Below are 16,773 nucleotides of genomic sequence, written 5' to 3' on the forward strand. Positions count from 1 at the left end.
CGCAGTTGTTGTCGTTTTCAGCCCTCATAACGACATTAAGTGCGAGTCAGTTGGGCTGCTGCGCTGGCACAGGCCCACAAAACCACCCAGCTGTTCCAGCCCTTCCGGCCTGGTCGGCAGGTAGTTTGTCAGCTCGGGTGAGCGCACGACGACGGCGCGCCACTGACCGCGCGACACCGCCACATTGATCCGGTTGCGTGAGAGCAGGAACTCCATGCCGCGCGGTACCTCGGCGGCAGCGGACGCAGCCATGGACACGATCACCACGGGGGCTTCCTGGCCCTGGAACTTGTCCACGGTCCCGACCCGTACGCCGCGTAGACCGGCCTCCCTTAGTTCGTGCTGAATGAGCTGGACCTGGGCGTTATAGGCCGCCACCACGAGAGTGTCCTTTTCGGCCAGGGGCCGCTCGCCGGATGATTCGCGCGGGTCGAGCCAAGCCAAGCCAAGGTGCGCCCGGACTTGCCGGACTACTTCCGCGGCCTCTTCCGGAGACTGCGTGGAGTTGCCGTGGTGCTGGACGTAGACGCACTCGACGCCGGCCCGGACTCCGGAGAGCCGCCGCCTGGAAGCGGCCGGTGCTGAATGCAGCCGATTATCGTAGGACAGCTCTGACACTGCAGCGCACAAATCCGGGTGCATGCGCCACGACGTCGCCAGGAAGTAGCCGAGCTCCGCGGGGAGCGTGTGCATGCCGTGGGCCAGCCAGCCGAGCGCAGACTCATCCACCGGTTCGGGGTGCTTGCCCTGGGTGACTTGGGGCAACTGCTGGGGGTCGCCGAGGAGCAGCAGTCTCTTCGTTGCCCTGCTGACGGCGAGGGTGTTGGCGAGCGAGAACTGACCGGCTTCGTCGATGACGAGCAAGTCCAGGGAACCCGCAGGAACGGTCCGGCCCGTCATGGTCCAGGCCGTGCCGCCGATCAAGCAGCCTCCGGGCGCGGCAAGCAACCGCTCGATGTCGTCCTTGGCTTGCTGGTCCCAGGGAACGGGGTCGTCGTGCTTCATTTCCTTGGCGATGAGTGCAGGGTCCACCCCGGCCTTGACTGCGGCGTGGAGCATGTTCTCGACGACGGCATGGGACTGTGCAACAACCCCAACTTTCCAGCCCGCACGCACCAGTCGCGCGATGACGCGCGAGCCGACGTATGTCTTACCCGTCCCCGGCGGACCTTGAACGGCAAGATATGACTGGTCCAGATCCGACACAGCGGCCGTGATGGCGTCCACGTATGCGTCGTCGCCGGTCCCGACGGCGGGCAGTTCCGCAAGAGTGGCCAGCCGAGGCGGGATTCGTCGCAACAAGTCCAACGCTGGGTCCTTGGGCCACGACGGCAGATGGGAACGCACCTTGATGGCCAGTTCGCTGAGGGCCTTCCGTTGCCCGTCTGTGTTGACCGGAGCGTCGGGCGTCAAGGCCATGGGAAGCTGCGCGTATTCCTCGGCACTCTTGGGCAGTCGCTCTGAAATGGCCACGACATCGGAGGCGCCGTCGTCTGCCCCCGAGAGTGAGCTGCCTTCATCAAGGTCGTCGGAATCACCAACCTCGATGACCTCCGTGCCGGACATTCCCGATCTCCCGAGGGCGCTTTCGTTCTTGCCAAGGAAGGCATCGGGGAGCGGAGGCCCGTACATCCGGAAGTACTTCTTGCCGGGCGCGAAACCGGAACCGTCCGCGGCGTGCCCGAACAGCCGCACCTTCCGGGCCGGATTGCTGCGCGGAGTCGGCTTGGCCCAGTCCTCCAGCACTTCGCCGCCTTCCACGATGAAGCAGTCCCTCGTGTCCTCCCACTCCGAGACTGGCCGGTCCAAGCGGTCGAAGTGTCCCCACCAGAATTGCTTGTCCTCACGCCGGTGAAAGCCGACCGCGGCCGCCACCATCGCCACCGCCCGGTTGTCATCGGAGCGAAGGGAGTCCTCCGGGAAGTCCGCCAGGTAGTCGAGGAGGGCTGTTTCCTCGGGTGCGGCCTCGTACTTTTCCGGCTGGGTCTCCGCGGGCAATTTGGGTCCCAAAGTGGCTGGAAGACCGGGTTCAATGGAGCGCTCCGCTGCCAAGCCCAGCAGCCAATTGCGCAGTTCCAGCGTGGAAAGGCAGTCGTATTCGTTGTAGTCGGAAATACCCGCCAGGATCGTTGCCGCTTCATCTTCGTGGTCCGCGTCCCGGGCGGTGCAGTAGTTGGAGTAGGCAACCACGGAGGCACCGGCGTCGGTCACGTCACCCGAACGCAAATGCTCGCCCATGTACAGGGGTTCGAGTTTCTTGATGCTGTACGAATCGGCGGAGATGCGGATGCTGTGCCGGACGGTGTCGTAGAGGTCCACGAGCACGCCTTCGCGGAGAAGGTTGTCCACGGCGGCTTCGCCGACGGTGTGGATGACAGACAGGTTGCGCAACGCGGTTTTCTCGTAGGCGGCGTAGTGGTAGATCCGCATGTCCGGGTACTTCATGCGGCGTTCCTCCACGTAGTCGAGGAACTCGATGAACGCCTGCCGTTCCTCAGCCCGGGAATGTGCCCAGAACGGCTTGAACACGGGAGATCCGCCCGGCTCCGTCGGATTTTCGACGACGCCGAACAAGTACTCGAGTCCCCAACGGCCGGTGACAGGGTCCTGCCACAAGGGGTCTCCCTCGAAGTCGAAGAAGATGTCTCCCGCGTCGGGGCGGGGGAGCCGGGCCAAGGAATTGGACTCCAGCACGGAATAACTGATGCTCTTTGCCTCGCCGGTCTTGTCCGTGTACCTGACGGTGCCATCGGGGGTGGCTGTTCCGGTTTGGAGTCGGGCTTGTTCCTGCAGGCGCCGCGTGGCGGAATCCGGGGCGTCGGGCATGTCGGCAAGGGCGTCGATGGTGCAGATGCCGTTTCCCATGAGCTTCTTGCGCCGCGTGATCCTCATGCCCGCCACCATCAGCAGGTCCCGGTGGAGGCCTACCTGTTCTTTGCAGTAGTCGCAGCGGCCGCACGCGGTGACTCCGGTCGCGCCCCATTGGACAGGCTCCAAGCCGGATCGGTGCGTGTCCGTCAAAGCGAGGAAGCGGTCCCGGCGCTCACGGAATACCGGCAGGACATCGGCGAGCCGGTGGTTGCTGTGCACGTAGTCGAAGCCGCCCCGGCCGTCCGAACCAGCAGCGTCCCGCTGAATCGTAGCCCCGAGGACAAGGGTCAGATCCGGGGCCGGGGTGATTCCGGCCTTGAGTAGCTGATCGCCATACGCAGCGAGTTGTAGCAGCGCGGTGACCTTGGCGTGGCGGGCGAGCTTGGTGTCGTACACCGCATAGCTGCCATCCGGCTGCTTGACGAGGAAATCGGAGCGTCCATGAAACTGTCCGTCGAAGAACGCGGCCTGGAAGACCACATCCGCGCCGGATCGCAGCGCCTCGATCGACTCCGCATGCTTGGCTTGCAGGGTGGCGCGGTCCATCGCTTCGGCGGGAACGACGTCGAACACGCCCTTACGTGCCAACGGATCCCAGGTGCCGAACTCGGCCACGAAACGGTCCAGCACCCTGTGCTCATGGACGTCGCCGAGCGCGGCGGTGCGCTCCAGCATTTCGTCGACGGCGAAGGCCGGCTTCTGCGCGAGGCCCAGTTTCTCGTCCAACGTGCGCAGCAACTGGTACTCGCAGGTAAAGGCCGTCACGAGGTCGCTGGCGGAAAACACCAAATCCTGCGCTTGCCCTGCATCTACCGAATCGAGAAAAAACACCGTGCCCCCAGACCGTTGAGCTGATGAAGCCAAGCTATCAGTGCGGTCCGACAGTAAGGCAGCCCCGGCGTGAGTGCCAGTGCAAAGCGGGGTCAGCCGGCGAAGCGGAGGGTGATCACCAGGCCGATGAGCGCCACCACGCCGGCAAGGAGCATGGCCGCCTTGGGATTGCCGAAATTGAGGGTCCATCCCAGGCCGAAGCGCCGCGGAACCATGAGAGCGTGGTCTTCGCGGTTGACGTAGAACAAGCCGCTCCGCCAGTATTTGTCGTCCTCGCGGTGGGTCAGGCTGGTGTCCTCCTCGCCTTCGTCCCGAGCGCGGTTGTTCCGGGCGAAGACAACCACGGCTACCGCGACGGCGGCCAGGATCGGGAGGACGACCACCAGCGGCGCCCAAGGCGTGACTGTGCCTGTCCACATCAGCAACGACGATCCCAGCATCGCGAGGTCGATCATCGCGAGCAATCCGAGCAGTGCCCTGGCGCCCAGCAGCATGTACCGGCGGTGCCAGTGTGCGGAGCCTGCCGGGTGAGCCGGGTCGATGTCGGGCCGGCTGCGGAAGAGGATCGCCGCGGCTATGCCCACGAGCAGCGCTGTCACGCCGATCTGCACGAAGACCAGTGAAAAGGCGGTGCCGATCGATTTGGCGGCCAATCGGTTGGGTATGCCTTTCGCACCGTAGTGCACCGCGAGCACATCGGGCATCGATGGGTAGCTGATCACGCCGATCACTACAGTAGCGATGGTGACGATCAACGCCGGCGCCAGCCAGAGCCAGGGAAAACGCGGTGGATCGGTCCGCAGTTCGGTATCCACCGCGATGCCTTGGCGCACTCCCTCATACCAACCCCCGGCGGCCTTTGCGGCCCGGATCTCGTGGTTGGCCAGGAAGAAGCAGCCGTACCAGAAGCCCACGAGCACCAGCACCGACAGCGGCAGGAGCAGCGTTTCGCCGGTCATTCCGTAAATGGCAAGGCAGACCCCGATGGCCACGATCCCGCTCAGGAGAACCCGCCAACGGTAGACGCGGGTCTGCCTGACCACTGTCGGGTCGTCGGCACGTTGGGCCGGTACCCGGACCCCGAAGGGCACGGTCGGGCTGTTGATCGCTGGCAGGACCAGCGCGATGGCGAGCACCAGTGCCGCCAACGCGGCGCTCAGGACAATGGCAACGGTCATGGTGTTTCCTCCGGCTGCGTGGTTCCAAATGAATCGAGAATCGAGCGGCAGGACTCGAGAACTTCCTCGGGCGAAAGTCCCCGGGCGACGGCTTCGGCGAGCAGGGTCCGTGCCCTCGCCGTCCAGTCCGCGCTGAACAGCGGGTCCGCAACCGTCGTGGTCACCACCCCGCCCGTCTTACGGTTGAGCTGGATCAGGCCCTGCTGGCGCAAGAGGTCATAGGCTTTGTTGACGGTGTGGAAGTTGATCCCGAAGTCCGCAGCGAGCGCCCTGGTGGCGGGCAACGAACTGCCCTCGGCCAGCACGCCGTCCGCGATCGCCTCTACGATCTGGTCCCGAAGCTGCTGGTAGATCGGCACGTCGCTGGCCAGGTCCACGTTGAGGATCATCGCTCCCACCTCCCTCTTTATTATATAAGTTATAGAACAAGTAGCGGAAGATTCCCACCTCCGGAAAGCAGGCTCCGAATGAACCCGTCTGACGCCCCAACCTCCCACGATCCCGCCTTCGAAGCCGCGTACCAGGCGGCCCAAAAGAGCCTGGGCGAAGGTGGCATTCCCATCGGCGCCGCGCTCGCCCGTGGTGGGGTGGTGATCGCGAGCGGGCACAACGAACGCGTCCAGAACGGCGATCCCATCGCACACGGGGAAATGTCGGCCCTCCGCGCAGCCGGCCGGCAGAAGAGCTACCGGGACACCACCCTCTATACGACCCTCGCGCCGTGTGCCATGTGCACGGGCACCATCATCCAGTTCAAGATCCCGCGCGTCGTGGTGGGGGAGGCCCGCACGTTCGACGGCGAATTCGAGTTGCTGCGGTCGCGGGGCGTGGAGGTTGTGGTCCTCGATGACCAGCGGTGCGTTGACATGATGCGCACCTTCCAGGAAGAGAATCCGGAACTGTGGGCCGAAGACATCGCCGAGTAAATCGGGCGGGAGCAACAAGTAATCAGGCAGAGCGAACAGCATCTGGCCATGGCCAAACCCCAAGCGTAGGCTGGCAGCATCGGCGTCGGTGCCGGGGGTCCGCGTCGATACCCAATCGATCAAGGAGGACTCATGAGTGTTGTGCGCGAATTCATGACCACCAATGCCCAGTGCGTCAAGGAAGAGCAGTCGCTGCGTGACGCGGCTGTCCTGATGCGCGATCTGGACGTCGGTTCCCTGCCGATCTGCGGCAACGATGGAAGACTCAAAGGATTCATCACTGACCGCGACATTGTGGTCAAGTGCGTTGCTGAGGGATTGGATGCTGACCGCCTGACCGCGGCAGATCTCGCCCAGGGCACGCCGATCTGGATCGATGCCGATGCCAGCATCGATGCAGCAATCGACCTGATGGAAAAGCACCAGGTCCGGCGCCTTCCGGTCATCACCGACCACAAGTTGGTGGGCATCATCAGCCAGGGCGACATCGCCCGGAACTACACCGAGGAGCGCGTAGGCGAATTGGTGGAGCACATCTCCGCCAAGACCCCCATGGCGCAACTGGGCTAACCCCAACTTTCGCACCCATCAAGCGTCACGGCCTCCGGCCGTGGCGCTTCCCCATGTGCAGCACTCGGCTCCGTCTTTAGCCAGGGCAAACTCCGTGAGGCAAAATGTCATGGTGACCCTTCTTCCCCAGCCCCAGTCAGCAGACGCCGCCATCCACGCACTGATCGCCCAAGAGCTCGGCGTGAAGTCCTGGCAGGTCAAGGCCGCGGTTGAATTGCTCGACGCCGGATCCACCGTCCCGTTCATCGCCCGCTACCGCAAGGAAGTCACCGGGACTCTCGATGACACCCAGTTGCGTGAACTCGAGGAACGGCTCCGGTACCTGCGGGACCTGGAGGACCGCCGTCGAACCGTTCTCGAGGCGATTGCCGCGCAAGGCAAGCTGACCCCGGAACTGGAGGCCGCCGTCGTCGGCGCCGATACCAAGTCCCGGCTGGAAGACATCTACCTTCCCTTCAAGTCCAAGCGCCGCACCAAAGCGCAGATCGCCCGCGAAGCCGGCCTCGAACCGCTCGCCGAGGCGCTTCTCGCGAACCCGCAGCTCGAGCCCGAGCGCGAGGCCGCGCAGTACGTTAACGCCGAGCACTCCATCGACGATGCCTCCGCGGCGCTCGCCGGCGCGCGCTCGATCCTCGTGGAACGGGTCTCCCAGGACCCCGATCTCGCCGAAACGCTGCGCGAGCGGCTGTGGACGCAGGGGCGGATGGTGTCGCGCGTGAAGAAGGGCCAGGAAGCCGAGGGGCAGAAGTTCAAGGACTACTTCGAGTTCTCCCAAGTGCCTTCCGGCATGCCGGGCCACCGCGTGCTCGCGCTCTTGCGCGGCGAGAACGACGGCGTCCTGGAGCTCGATCTCGCCGAGGCAGAACCAGCCGACGACGACGCCCTGGCCGCCGCGCGCGGCCGCTACGAGAACGCTGTGGCCAAGTGCCTCGGGGTCGCCGAGCGGGGCCGGCCCGCCGATGCGTGGCTTGTCCAGACCGCACAAATCGCCTGGCGCTCGCGGATTTTGGACCGCCTGAGCAACGATCTGCGCAGCCGCATGTTCGCCCAGGCCGAGGATGAAGCCGTCCGCGTTTTCGCCGCCAACCTGCGCGATGTTCTTCTTGCGGCTCCCGCCGGAAACCGCGCCACGCTGGGTCTGGACCCGGGACTGCGGACGGGCGTGAAGGTGGCCGTCGTCGATGGCACCGGCAAAGTCGTCGCTACCGATACCGTCTATCCGCACGCCCCGGCCAAGAAATGGGACGAGGCCTTGGTGACGCTGGAGCGTTTGGCGCGGCAGCACACCGTCGAGCTCGTCGCGATCGGCAACGGTACGGCGTCGCGCGAAACGGACAAGCTCGCCGTTCAGCTCATCAAGTCGCTGGCAGCCTCCGGCGGCCCCACGTTGCAGAAGCTCGTGGTGTCCGAGGCGGGTGCGTCCGTATATTCGGCGTCCGCGCTCGCGGCCGCAGAACTGCCGGGCATGGATGTGTCGTTGCGCGGAGCCGTGTCGATTGCCCGGCGTTTGCAGGATCCGCTGGCCGAATTGGTGAAGATCGAACCGAAATCGATCGGTGTGGGGCAGTACCAGCACGATGTCACGGCCGCGAAGCTCGACCGCTCGCTGGACGCCGTCGTCGAAGACTGTGTCAATGCCGTGGGCGTGGACGTGAACACGGCGTCGCCAGCGCTTTTGGCCCGCGTCGCCGGCGTCGGGCCGCTCCTGAGCGAGAACATTGTGGCGTACCGGAACGAAAACGGCCCGTTCGCCAAGCGGGCCGACCTCAAAAAGGTGCCGCGGCTGGGTGCCAAGGCCTTTGAGCAGTGCGCGGGCTTCCTGCGCATCACCGGGGGAGCGGAACCGCTCGACGCGTCCAGCGTGCACCCGGAAGCGTATTCGGTGGCCCGAAAGATCGTGGCTGCTGCGCATGGGGCTGCGGTGTCATCGCTCGATCCGCAGGCGTTCGTGGATGGGACGTTCGGCCTGCCCACCGTGCGCGACATCATGTCTGAGCTCGAAAAGCCGGGCCGCGACCCCCGCCCGGCATTCGCCGCAGCAACGTTCTCCGAGGGCATCGAGAAGATTTCAGACCTCAAGCCCGGCATGATCCTGGAAGGCACCGTCACCAATGTGGCGGCGTTCGGGGCGTTCGTGGATGTCGGAGTGCACCAGGACGGCCTGGTCCACGTGTCCGCGCTAGCCAACAAGTTCGTGTCAGATCCCCGCGAGATCGTGAAATCCGGACAGGTCGTGCGCGTGAAGGTCCTGGAAGCGGATCCGGAGCGGAAACGGATTTCATTGACCTTGAGGCTCGACGACGAACCCGGCACCGCGGGCGGGTCCGGTTCGCGGGGCGGCGGGCGTGACCGAGGTCCGCGCGGTGCTGAGCGAGGCGAACGGCGTCCGGCGGCGCCGCAGCCTGGACAGGGCGCGAAGGCAGTTCCTGCTAAGGGTGCGCCTGCTCGCAAGGCTGTTCCCGCGAAGGCGGCTCCCCAAGCGCCGGTCAACACGGCCATGGCCGAAGCACTCCGCCGGGCCGGGTTGGGGAAGTAACCCGAAAACCTACAACCCGGCCCCCGACGCCTGACGATTTCGACAGGAATGCTATTGGTTCCCGGACCGTGAGTGGCATGATGTGGAAGAGAAGCAGCCTTAGCTTGTGCCAGGGGGGAGCCATGTTCGGAATGGGCAGGCTGGGAACGAAGACGCGGACTTTCAGGCCCGGATTGTGGCTGTTTGTCATCATCGCCATGGAGTTGGGTGTTGTCTTGGCGGTGGGGCTGCCCTACGTCTCCGGCGATGATCCGTGGGAAACATGGGGATGGCCTGTCTGGATTTCGGATGGGTTTTCCTTGCTCGTGGTGCCGGTTGTGGTTTTCGCGTCATTTTCCTTGGTGCGGCACCAGCGGCGGGAGCGGGACCAAGCGTCAAAGACCAGCCGCTTGATGGATACGGTGCTGAGCACCAGCCGGGAGTGGTTGTGGGCCATAGGACATGACGGGCGCTTCACCTTCTCCAGCCCGGCGGGCGTGGATTTGATCGGATACGAGCCCTCCGAGCTCCTGGGAAGGCATTTCCGCCTGGTTATCGACCCCGACGATCTGGCGAATGCACTGCAAGCAAAAACGTCCACCCAGAACGCCGCCGGGTGGTCCGGACTACACGCCGTGTGCCGTCACAAAGACGGCAGCAGGGTTGTGGTCGAGGTTTCCGGAAGGGCGCTTCGCGACGCCGCTGGACAGCCGAACGGTTTTGAGGGAACCAGCAGGGCCCTTGATCCCCTGACACTTGACGCGCTGGCTACCGGCGAGATCAGGAGCCGCATTGAAGCGATCCTGGCCAGCCGCACCTTGCTCACAGCCTTCCAACCGATCCGATCCTTGGAAACAGATGCAGTCCTCGGGGCTGAAGCGTTGACCCGGTTCTTGAGTCCGCAGGGCATTTCTCCCGAGGTGTGGTTCGTCGAAGCTGCGGCAGTGGGACTCGATGTTGAGCTTGAGATTCTTGCCCTCGAAACCGCGCTGCGCGCCGCGACCGGGCTGCCACCCTCGTTGTCGGTTTCCGTGAATCTCTCACCACGGGCATGTCTTGACCCACGGTTGCCCGACATTTTTGCGAATGCCGGAATCCCGATGGGGCGGATAGTGCTCGAGGTGACAGAACGCCAACATGTGGTTGATTACGGTCCCCTCGCGGCTGCGCTTGCATCGTTGCGAGGCCGTGGATTGAGGATCGCCGTTGATGACGCTGGATCCGGGTTTGCGTCCATGCGCCACGTCTTGCTGCTTAAGCCGGACGTGATCAAACTGGACAGGGACATCATCGCCGGCATCGACACCGACCAAGGCCAGCGCGCGTTGGGGGCTGCCATGGTCGGGTTCGCCAAGGAAATCGGGGCATCCCTCGTCGCCGAAGGGATCGAAACCGAAGCCGAGCTCAGCGCGGTGGCCGAGCTCGGCATGACCGCCGGGCAGGGCTACCTTCTCGGACGTCCGTCGGTGCGGCCGGAAGACTGGGCACAGTGGGATGAGGCGTTCCAACGCCGGGGAAGACCGAAGACATCGATGAATCCCGGGCCCAACTAGCTCGCAGCAGGTGTCGTTTTGAGCCCTGAAAACGACGTTAACTGCGAGTCAGTTGCGTTAGGGATGGCCTGGGCTGGCACTCCTCGGGAACCAGAGTATTCACCAAAGGGCCCAGCGGGCATCTTCGATGAAAATACTCATTCGTCCCAAGCAAGAACACTCATTTTTCCGCCAAACGACACTCAATTCTGCACTAGCAGCACCTAGTCGCAACTTTCCTCTAACAAATGCAACTTATGATGGTCACCCACTTGCTACAACTCAAAGGGGAGAGAAATGGGCATTGGGAAGAAAGTACGAAGCGTCATTTCGGTTGTCGTTACAAGTGCAGCTCTGTTGCTCGGTGGGATTAATGGCGCAACGGCCGTAACTGTTCCAGCGCCACCACCCGCCGCAACAACGTCGCAGTTGCAAACACCTGAACAGATTCAAACCGCAATTTCTGAGGCGTTTGACGGTGATAGCAACCGTCTAGCTTTGCTCCTTGAAAGTCCTCAATTTTCGGAGACGCAAGCGGCACTAAAAATCCGCCTTGAAGGGCGATACGACTTTTCGGGTGAAGCCGTTCTCGTAAATAAAAAGGCACCTGGCGGACCGGTGTCAATAGGATGTGCGTATGCAGGGTTTGGTGTAATCGTGTCTCTTATGGGACCGATAGGAGCAATCGGCTGGGCCGCCTACGGTGCGGGTGTCCTTTTCTCGGCAGGAGGGGTGATCATTTCCTGTGGCTAAGGTGAAGACCACGCCTTGGTTGGCCATCGTCACCACCCAGTTGGTTGCAGCCATTGGTCTGCTGGCGTTGCTTGTTCGATTCGACGCCCGCTGGTATGACTACATTTGGGTTGTTGCCTTGGTGGCCTATGAGATCTTGGTTATCCGGGCGCTCGTCCGTCGGCAGAATAAGTAGACGCAATGACGAAGACGACGGCGATCGGCGCAGTGGGGGCGAGCGTGCGACTCGTGAGTCACGAAGTCGGCAATGCCGGATGGGCTTCCGAGCCTGGGGCGGGAGCCTTCTGCCACGGCCACCGCCCGGTGATCTCAAGCTCGATGGAGAAGCTCAAGAACGTCCGGATCAGCACGATGACCGCCAGGACCCCCACGCTCTCAAAGGTGGGGGTGACTGCGACAGTACGGATGATGTCCGCGGCCACCAGGAATTCGAGGCCAAGCAGGATGGAGCGTCCCAGGAGCTGCCTGTAGGAGCGGTACACCGAAAGCGGCGCCGAGCTTGCCGGTAGGCGTTTGGGCTTGTAACCGCGCAGGGCAAGCGGGACCGACGCGATGGCACCGACAACCATCACGGCGACACCCGCAAAGTCCATGTACCGGCCGACAGCCTCGATGATTTGCTGGAAATCCATCAGTCCCCTTGGCCCGGGTTACGGTGCCGGAATCGGGAAGAACGCCCGGGGATCCTGCAACAAGGCCGGGTAGTCGAAGTCCGCACGGTCGATGATCTTGGTGACCTCGAAGTTGCGTCCGAAACGGCCGTCTTCCAGGGTGATCGGCCGGCCGAGGACCTTGCCCAAGGCAAACTTGGCTCCACCCTCGATGGGGACGAGGACGGACGTGTTGCCGGGGAGCGTGCGGAAGGCCTCGTCCTGGCGTTGGCGGTTGCGGGTGGGCTTCTTCACCAGTTGCTTCGGAGCCTTGCGGGCGGTCTTGCCCGGGCGGCGGGACGTTTCCGATGCGTACACGAACTGGTAACCGTCGCCGTCGCTGTTGGCAGCCTTGGCCTTGCCTGCTGCCGGCATCCCCACCTTGTCGATCTTTTCGGGTTCGACGTCGCCCACCGGGGCGCGAAGCACCCAGATGAAGTCGTCGTAGGGGTCTTCGGGGATGAACTCGTGACTAGGCTCGGGCCAGAGGTACTCAAGGTCGTTCGGAGTGTCCGGGAAGAGTTCGGCGTAGAAGCGGGGCTCCTTTTGGAGCAGCTTGGAGCGGTGGCTCAGGTGGAAATCGGCGTCGCCCAGCCACGGCGGCATCGGAATCTTGGAGGCGTAGTCCGGGTGGGCCGCCTGGGGCGCGAACTCGGTGATGCTGGCGCGGGTGTTGTCCGGGTTGCCTCGGGCGACCCATTCATCCACCATGGCCAGGCCGTAAAGAGTAAGGGCGGGAACGTAGCCCATCCACATGCGGATAGCGGGGTGGGAGGGCCGGCCGAACTCGGGGATCACCAGTGCGCGAAGGATCTGCAGTGCTTCGACACGCTGCTTGCCAAGCCTTGCGGTGTCCAAGACGGCAGCACTTTGCTTGAAATCGGGGAACGGGAGGAAGGTCTGCATCCTTTCAGTTTGGGGGCCGAACGGCATAGATCCAAGTTGACACGGTGTGGCCTTCCCCTCGCCTGTGTTATCGGGCCCCTGAAGAGTGCGGTTCGCAGTAATACTTGTCCCATGGAAGCCCCTTCGGAATTCGATGATGAAGTGCAAGGCGGTTTCGCGTGCTGGTGTTGCGGTTCGGAGTATCCCGCGGCCAAGATCGTCCGGCCTGGGGTCGGTTGACCGCGCTCGGAACGCGGTGATGGTCCGTCGATTGCAGCACCATCCGGTCTTCGGGTCGCTCCTGCGCAGAATCAATCGCTACCTGCCCTGAACCCACTTTGCGAGGGCGTTCAAATGGGGTGCGGTGAGTATTCGTCCTAGTCTTGTCGGGTGGAAACTTTTGGCGAATCGACGACGACGGCGGCACCTCCGGTTGCCGAGCTGCACCTACACATCGAGGGGACGCTTCAGCCCGAGCTGATTTTCGCGCTCGCTGAACGGAACGGGATCGAGCTTCCGTACGCGGATTTGGACGAGCTGCGCGCACGGTACGAGTTCACGGATCTGCAGTCATTCCTTGATCTGTACTACGCCAACATGGCGGTGTTGCGCACCGAGCAGGACTTTGCGGACATGACCAGGGCATATTTGGCACGCGCCGCGGCCGGCGGCGTGCGGCACGTCGAGGTCATGATGGACCCGCAGGCGCACATCTCTCGCGGAGTGGCACTGGAGACGTGCGTCAACGGTGTGGCGTCCGCACTCGCGACGTCGGTGGAGGAGTTCGGCGTCTCGACGCTCCTGATTGCCGCGTTCCTGAGGGATATGTCCGAGGAATCCGCGCTGGAGGTTTTGGACCAGCTGCTCGCCATGAAGGCGCCCATTGCCGGCATCGGCCTGGACTCGGCCGAGGTGGGCAATCCGCCGTCGAAGTTCGAACGGCTCTACCGCCGCGCGGCGGAGGCCGGACTGCGACGGATCGCGCATGCCGGCGAGGAAGGCCCCGCATCCTATGTGTACGAGGCCCTCGATCTGCTTGGTGCGGAGCGGATCGACCACGGCATCCGCTGCATGGAAGATCCGGCCCTGGTGCAACGGTTGGTGTCGGAGCAAATCCCGCTGACGGTGTGCCCCTTGTCCAACGTCCGGTTGCGCGCCGTGGACACCTTGGCCGACCACCCTTTGCCTGCGATGTTGGCAGCCGGGCTGAATGTCAGCGTGAACTCGGACGATCCTGCGTACTTTGGCGGGTACGTGGACGACAACTTCGAGCAGCTCGTCGCCGTGCACGGCTTGACTGTCGGCGAGCGGGCAATTCTGGCCGCAAACTCGGTGCGTTCGTCCTTCGCTGACGAGGCCCGAAAAGCCTATTTGTTGGCCGAGGTTGCCGAGTGGGAGAAGGCCGCGGGGGAGTAGGGGGCAAGAGGGTACCCCAAGCCCTAGCTACCGACCGGTACCCGAGAGCCTTCCATCACTTGCCGACTTTTGGGCGTAATAGTGGGTCACGACACACGGTGTTTACCAAGAACAGTCGCCAGAATTTACAGAACATTGGCAGACTGCTGAAGGAATGTCCGCCGTTGAAGGAGACCCAGTGGCCAAGTCCACCGTCGAAAAAAGCAGTGTCCGCCTCAAGACCGTCCTGGATGTCTTGGCAGAGGGAACGTGGTCCGAACAGTCGTTGAACGCCGGCGAGATCCTGGCTGAAGCGATTGTCCGCGTTCCGCTGGACGCCCGCGAGAGTGAACTGCTCAGCGGAGGCATTCCACGCGGCCACAAGAACCTGACGACGGAGACCGCGAAGCTGGTCAAGGCCGGCTGGCTGGTCAAGGGCCGTTCGGGCTGGACCATCACCGACGACGGCCTGCGGGCCACGGTCGCTTTCGCCAAGCCGGACGAGTTCGCCAGCGCGTTGGCTGAGGGTACGCCTGTTCCGGCAGATACTCCGCTTCCGACGGCCCCCGTCAAGAAGGCTCCCGCCAGGAAGCCCTCGGCCAAGAAGGTTCCCGCAGTGGACAAGGCGCCTGCCGCCGAAGCCGCCGCGACGAAGGCTCCGGCCGCCAAGGCAGCACCCAAGAAAGCTGCCGCACCCAAAGCGGCCGCCGCCGTCGAGAAGCTCGAGCAGCCGTCCGCCGTCGCGATCGCCGGCGACTTCAACACGATTCTCGGGGCGCCGGAGGACTGGGCTCCGCAGTACGACGAGGCGCAAATGAAGTTCAATGCCCGTCGTAAGGTCTGGACCCTCGCCGCTACGCTGCCTGCCGGTTTCTATACGTACAAGATCGCGCTGAACCGCTCGTGGGACGAGAACTACGGCGCGTTCGGCGTGCGTGACGGCGCCAACCACGAGCTGAAGCACGACGGCGGCAAGGTCACCTTCACATACGACCACGCCACACGCGACATCGTCACGGCCTAGTCCTTCTTTCACGCTTTCTCCAAGTCCAAACGCGGGCTTGGGGAAGCGTGGAGTTGGATTACCTGACGAATGTTTGTCCGCGTGGCGTCATCGCCCGGGGAGTACTTTGTGGAGTCGCCCAAGGACCGCAGTGGTTGGGCCTTGGCCGATCACACAGGCGCTCTGGCCGGGTTCACCCGGCCAATCACCCGTAAGGAGAACTGGCGCGTAACGCGCCTGGTCTTCCGGGACGCTCAGAACAACTTGTGGTCCCGGACCAATGCCGGATTGTTGGAAAGAGCAAACCAATCAGGAATCTAGGAGTCCTCGGTGCCGGGATCCTTTGATGGCTGCACAGCGTGTGTCGACAAGGTCGCACCGGGAACAAAGCGTCCGGACTCCAAGGTTAAGGTAGGTCGACAGGACCTAACCGAGGAGCTAGCGATGACCGATGCCACTTTCCGCCACAACGTTGACCGCGAGCGCTTTGAAGTACTGGTTGATGGCCACGTGATCGGCAAGGCCGCGTACAAGGCGTACGACGACGCCGGGTCCCCGCAGCGGATCTTCTACCACACCGTGATCAACGACGAGTTCAGCGGACAAGGCCTCGCGGGCAGGCTCGCCGACGTGGCCCTGAAGGAAACCGTGGGCGAGGGAGTCGGGATCGTGCCGGTGTGCCCTTTCATCAAGAAATTCCTCACCAAGCACCCGGAATACGCGGCAAACACGACTGCACCGACCCTGGCGCACTTGGAGTACCTCAACGCGGCCCTCGCTCCCGCCGCCAGGAGCTAACGGCCGCGGTTCGCCCCGCCGTCGAGCCTCACGAATACATCAATGAACCGGGAGTCGTCAGGACTTCGCCGGTCTCCAGCCAGGTCTTGAGGCCGGAGAGGATCATCGGCCAACCGCCGTAGATCTGGTCGTTGCCGCCTTCGCGAAGATCGCTGTGGGTGACGGTCAGGTGGCAGGAGTCGCCCACCGGTTCGATCTCCCAGGTGACGCGTGATGTGCCTTCGGCTTTGACGTCTTCCCCCCAGAGCGCGCGCATGGTCTGGACGAGCCTGCGCGGGGGATCGACCTCCACGTTCTCGCCTTCGCCGAGGACCATTCCGTTGGCCTTCGGATTGTGCATCTCGTAGTGCCCGCCCGGCGTCCAGTCCGCAGTGTGGGTGTTGCCAAACTGGTACTTGCTGCGGGTGTCGCTGTCCGTGATGGCTTCCCAAAGCCGTTCCGGAGTGGTCTTGATGTAGATTTCGAAGATTTTTTCCACGGGACTTTCCAATCTGGTTTTGAGGTCGCTCAACGCAGCGGCCCATGGTTCTGCATATTTGCTCACCCAGCGGTCGTGGACGAGCCTGATGGGTACCGGATTCAGGTAATGGAGCTTTTCGCGACCACGACGGCGGGTCACCACCAGCCCGGCTTCCTCAAGGATCTTGAGGTGCTTCATGATCCCGAAACGGGTCATGTCGAACCGTGCTTCAAGCGCGCTGAGCGTCTGCCCGTCCTCGCGGAAGAGCTCGTCGAGCAGATCCCTGCGGGTGGGGTCGGAGAGTGCCTTGAAGACGGCGTCCATGGATTCAGGATAGGTGACCATTTAGTCACATGTCAACGAATTCGGGCGGGCTTGTCCCGGTGGGCGTTTCATGTCCGGGGTG

At 63.5% G+C, this 16,773-nt stretch carries 15 protein-coding genes; 9 read left to right on the top strand and 6 right to left on the bottom strand.

The window, feature by feature from the left end; all coding sequences use genetic code 11:
- Positions 1 to 24 precede the first annotated feature (24 nt).
- The 3 genes from KNN17_RS17365 to KNN17_RS17375 form a co-directional block, all read right to left on the bottom strand.
- On the bottom strand, positions 25 to 3,702 hold the full coding sequence (locus KNN17_RS17365; protein WP_241710195.1) for a TM0106 family RecB-like putative nuclease: 3,678 nt from the start codon (positions 3,700 to 3,702) through the stop codon (positions 25 to 27).
- Positions 3,703 to 3,794: 92 nt separating this feature from the next.
- Positions 3,795 to 4,880, bottom strand: a complete 1,086-nt coding sequence (locus KNN17_RS17370; protein ID WP_241710196.1) for a DUF1648 domain-containing protein — start codon at positions 4,878 to 4,880, stop codon at positions 3,795 to 3,797.
- Positions 4,877 to 5,269 (bottom strand): GntR family transcriptional regulator, encoded by a 393-nt coding sequence (locus tag KNN17_RS17375; protein ID WP_241710197.1) that lies wholly within the window; start codon positions 5,267 to 5,269, stop codon positions 4,877 to 4,879. The genes KNN17_RS17370 and KNN17_RS17375 overlap by 4 nt, the downstream gene beginning before the upstream one ends.
- Positions 5,270 to 5,347: 78 nt before the next feature.
- Between KNN17_RS17375 and KNN17_RS17380 the strand changes: the two genes are divergently transcribed.
- From KNN17_RS17380 to KNN17_RS17405, 6 genes are all read left to right on the top strand, one after another.
- Positions 5,348 to 5,806: a nucleoside deaminase gene (locus KNN17_RS17380; RefSeq protein WP_078106136.1), complete on the top strand. Its 459-nt coding sequence runs from the start codon at positions 5,348 to 5,350 to the stop codon at positions 5,804 to 5,806.
- Between the two features lie 132 nt (positions 5,807 to 5,938).
- On the top strand, positions 5,939 to 6,376 hold the full coding sequence (locus KNN17_RS17385) for a CBS domain-containing protein (protein WP_078106135.1): 438 nt from the start codon (positions 5,939 to 5,941) through the stop codon (positions 6,374 to 6,376).
- Between the two features lie 109 nt (positions 6,377 to 6,485).
- The gene (locus KNN17_RS17390; RefSeq protein ID WP_241710198.1) at positions 6,486 to 8,912 is read left to right on the top strand and encodes a Tex family protein; all 2,427 of its coding nucleotides are present in this window, start codon (positions 6,486 to 6,488) and stop codon (positions 8,910 to 8,912) included.
- Between the two features lie 122 nt (positions 8,913 to 9,034).
- On the top strand, positions 9,035 to 10,444 hold the full coding sequence (locus KNN17_RS17395) for a sensor domain-containing phosphodiesterase (RefSeq protein WP_241710199.1): 1,410 nt from the start codon (positions 9,035 to 9,037) through the stop codon (positions 10,442 to 10,444).
- Between the two features lie 276 nt (positions 10,445 to 10,720).
- Positions 10,721 to 11,176 (top strand): hypothetical protein, encoded by a 456-nt coding sequence (locus KNN17_RS17400; protein ID WP_241710200.1) that lies wholly within the window; start codon positions 10,721 to 10,723, stop codon positions 11,174 to 11,176.
- A gap of 1 nt (position 11,177) precedes the next feature.
- Positions 11,178 to 11,351, top strand: coding sequence for a hypothetical protein (locus KNN17_RS17405; RefSeq protein ID WP_241710201.1), 174 nt, complete (start codon positions 11,178 to 11,180; stop codon positions 11,349 to 11,351).
- Positions 11,352 to 11,409: 58 nt separating this feature from the next.
- Here KNN17_RS17405 and KNN17_RS17410 read toward each other — a convergent pair whose 3' ends face one another.
- Together KNN17_RS17410 and KNN17_RS17415 are read right to left on the bottom strand one after the other, a co-directional pair.
- Positions 11,410 to 11,808, bottom strand: a complete 399-nt coding sequence (locus tag KNN17_RS17410; protein WP_078106131.1) for a DUF1622 domain-containing protein — start codon at positions 11,806 to 11,808, stop codon at positions 11,410 to 11,412.
- Between the two features lie 18 nt (positions 11,809 to 11,826).
- Positions 11,827 to 12,732 (bottom strand): MSMEG_6728 family protein, encoded by a 906-nt coding sequence (locus tag KNN17_RS17415; protein ID WP_241710202.1) that lies wholly within the window; start codon positions 12,730 to 12,732, stop codon positions 11,827 to 11,829.
- Positions 12,733 to 13,101: 369 nt separating this feature from the next.
- Between KNN17_RS17415 and KNN17_RS17420 the strand changes: the two genes are divergently transcribed.
- The 3 genes from KNN17_RS17420 to KNN17_RS17430 all read left to right on the top strand — a co-directional run bounded on the left by KNN17_RS17420 (position 13,102) and on the right by KNN17_RS17430 (position 15,907).
- The gene (locus KNN17_RS17420; protein WP_241710203.1) at positions 13,102 to 14,127 is read left to right on the top strand and encodes an adenosine deaminase; all 1,026 of its coding nucleotides are present in this window, start codon (positions 13,102 to 13,104) and stop codon (positions 14,125 to 14,127) included.
- Between the two features lie 178 nt (positions 14,128 to 14,305).
- On the top strand, positions 14,306 to 15,130 hold the full coding sequence (locus KNN17_RS17425) for a pullulanase X25 domain-containing protein (protein ID WP_241710204.1): 825 nt from the start codon (positions 14,306 to 14,308) through the stop codon (positions 15,128 to 15,130).
- A gap of 423 nt (positions 15,131 to 15,553) precedes the next feature.
- Positions 15,554 to 15,907 carry a GNAT family N-acetyltransferase gene (locus KNN17_RS17430; protein ID WP_241710205.1) on the top strand — a complete coding sequence of 118 codons (354 nt, stop codon included), beginning with the start codon at positions 15,554 to 15,556 and terminating at the stop codon, positions 15,905 to 15,907.
- 28 nt (positions 15,908 to 15,935) lie between these two features.
- On the opposite strand, the gene KNN17_RS17435 is transcribed toward KNN17_RS17430, so the two are convergent.
- Positions 15,936 to 16,691, bottom strand: a complete 756-nt coding sequence (locus KNN17_RS17435) for an ArsR/SmtB family transcription factor (RefSeq protein WP_078106162.1) — start codon at positions 16,689 to 16,691, stop codon at positions 15,936 to 15,938.
- Positions 16,692 to 16,773 lie beyond the last annotated feature (82 nt).

The organism is Arthrobacter bambusae (assembly GCF_022606295.1).
GTDB classification, from domain to species: Bacteria; Actinomycetota; Actinomycetes; order Actinomycetales; family Micrococcaceae; genus Arthrobacter; species Arthrobacter bambusae_A.

Bases quoted from the DNA above. Each gene is read 5' to 3' on its own strand.
- KNN17_RS17375 (WP_241710197.1), bottom strand. From the start codon at position 5,269: ATGATCCTCAACGTGGACCTGGCCAGCGACGTGCCGATCTACCAGCAG.
- KNN17_RS17410 (WP_078106131.1), bottom strand. From the start codon at position 11,808: ATGGATTTCCAGCAAATCATCGAGGCTGTCGGCCGGTACATGGACTTT.
- KNN17_RS17435 (WP_078106162.1), bottom strand. From the start codon at position 16,691: ATGGACGCCGTCTTCAAGGCACTCTCCGACCCCACCCGCAGGGATCTG.
- KNN17_RS17390 (WP_241710198.1), top strand. From the start codon at position 6,486: ATGGTGACCCTTCTTCCCCAGCCCCAGTCAGCAGACGCCGCCATCCAC.
- KNN17_RS17415 (WP_241710202.1), bottom strand. From the start codon at position 12,732: ATGCAGACCTTCCTCCCGTTCCCCGATTTCAAGCAAAGTGCTGCCGTC.
- KNN17_RS17395 (WP_241710199.1), top strand. From the start codon at position 9,035: ATGTTCGGAATGGGCAGGCTGGGAACGAAGACGCGGACTTTCAGGCCC.
- KNN17_RS17430 (WP_241710205.1), top strand. From the start codon at position 15,554: ATGACCGATGCCACTTTCCGCCACAACGTTGACCGCGAGCGCTTTGAA.
- KNN17_RS17400 (WP_241710200.1), top strand. From the start codon at position 10,721: ATGGGCATTGGGAAGAAAGTACGAAGCGTCATTTCGGTTGTCGTTACA.
- KNN17_RS17370 (WP_241710196.1), bottom strand. From the start codon at position 4,880: ATGACCGTTGCCATTGTCCTGAGCGCCGCGTTGGCGGCACTGGTGCTC.
- KNN17_RS17380 (WP_078106136.1), top strand. From the start codon at position 5,348: ATGAACCCGTCTGACGCCCCAACCTCCCACGATCCCGCCTTCGAAGCC.
- KNN17_RS17385 (WP_078106135.1), top strand. From the start codon at position 5,939: ATGAGTGTTGTGCGCGAATTCATGACCACCAATGCCCAGTGCGTCAAG.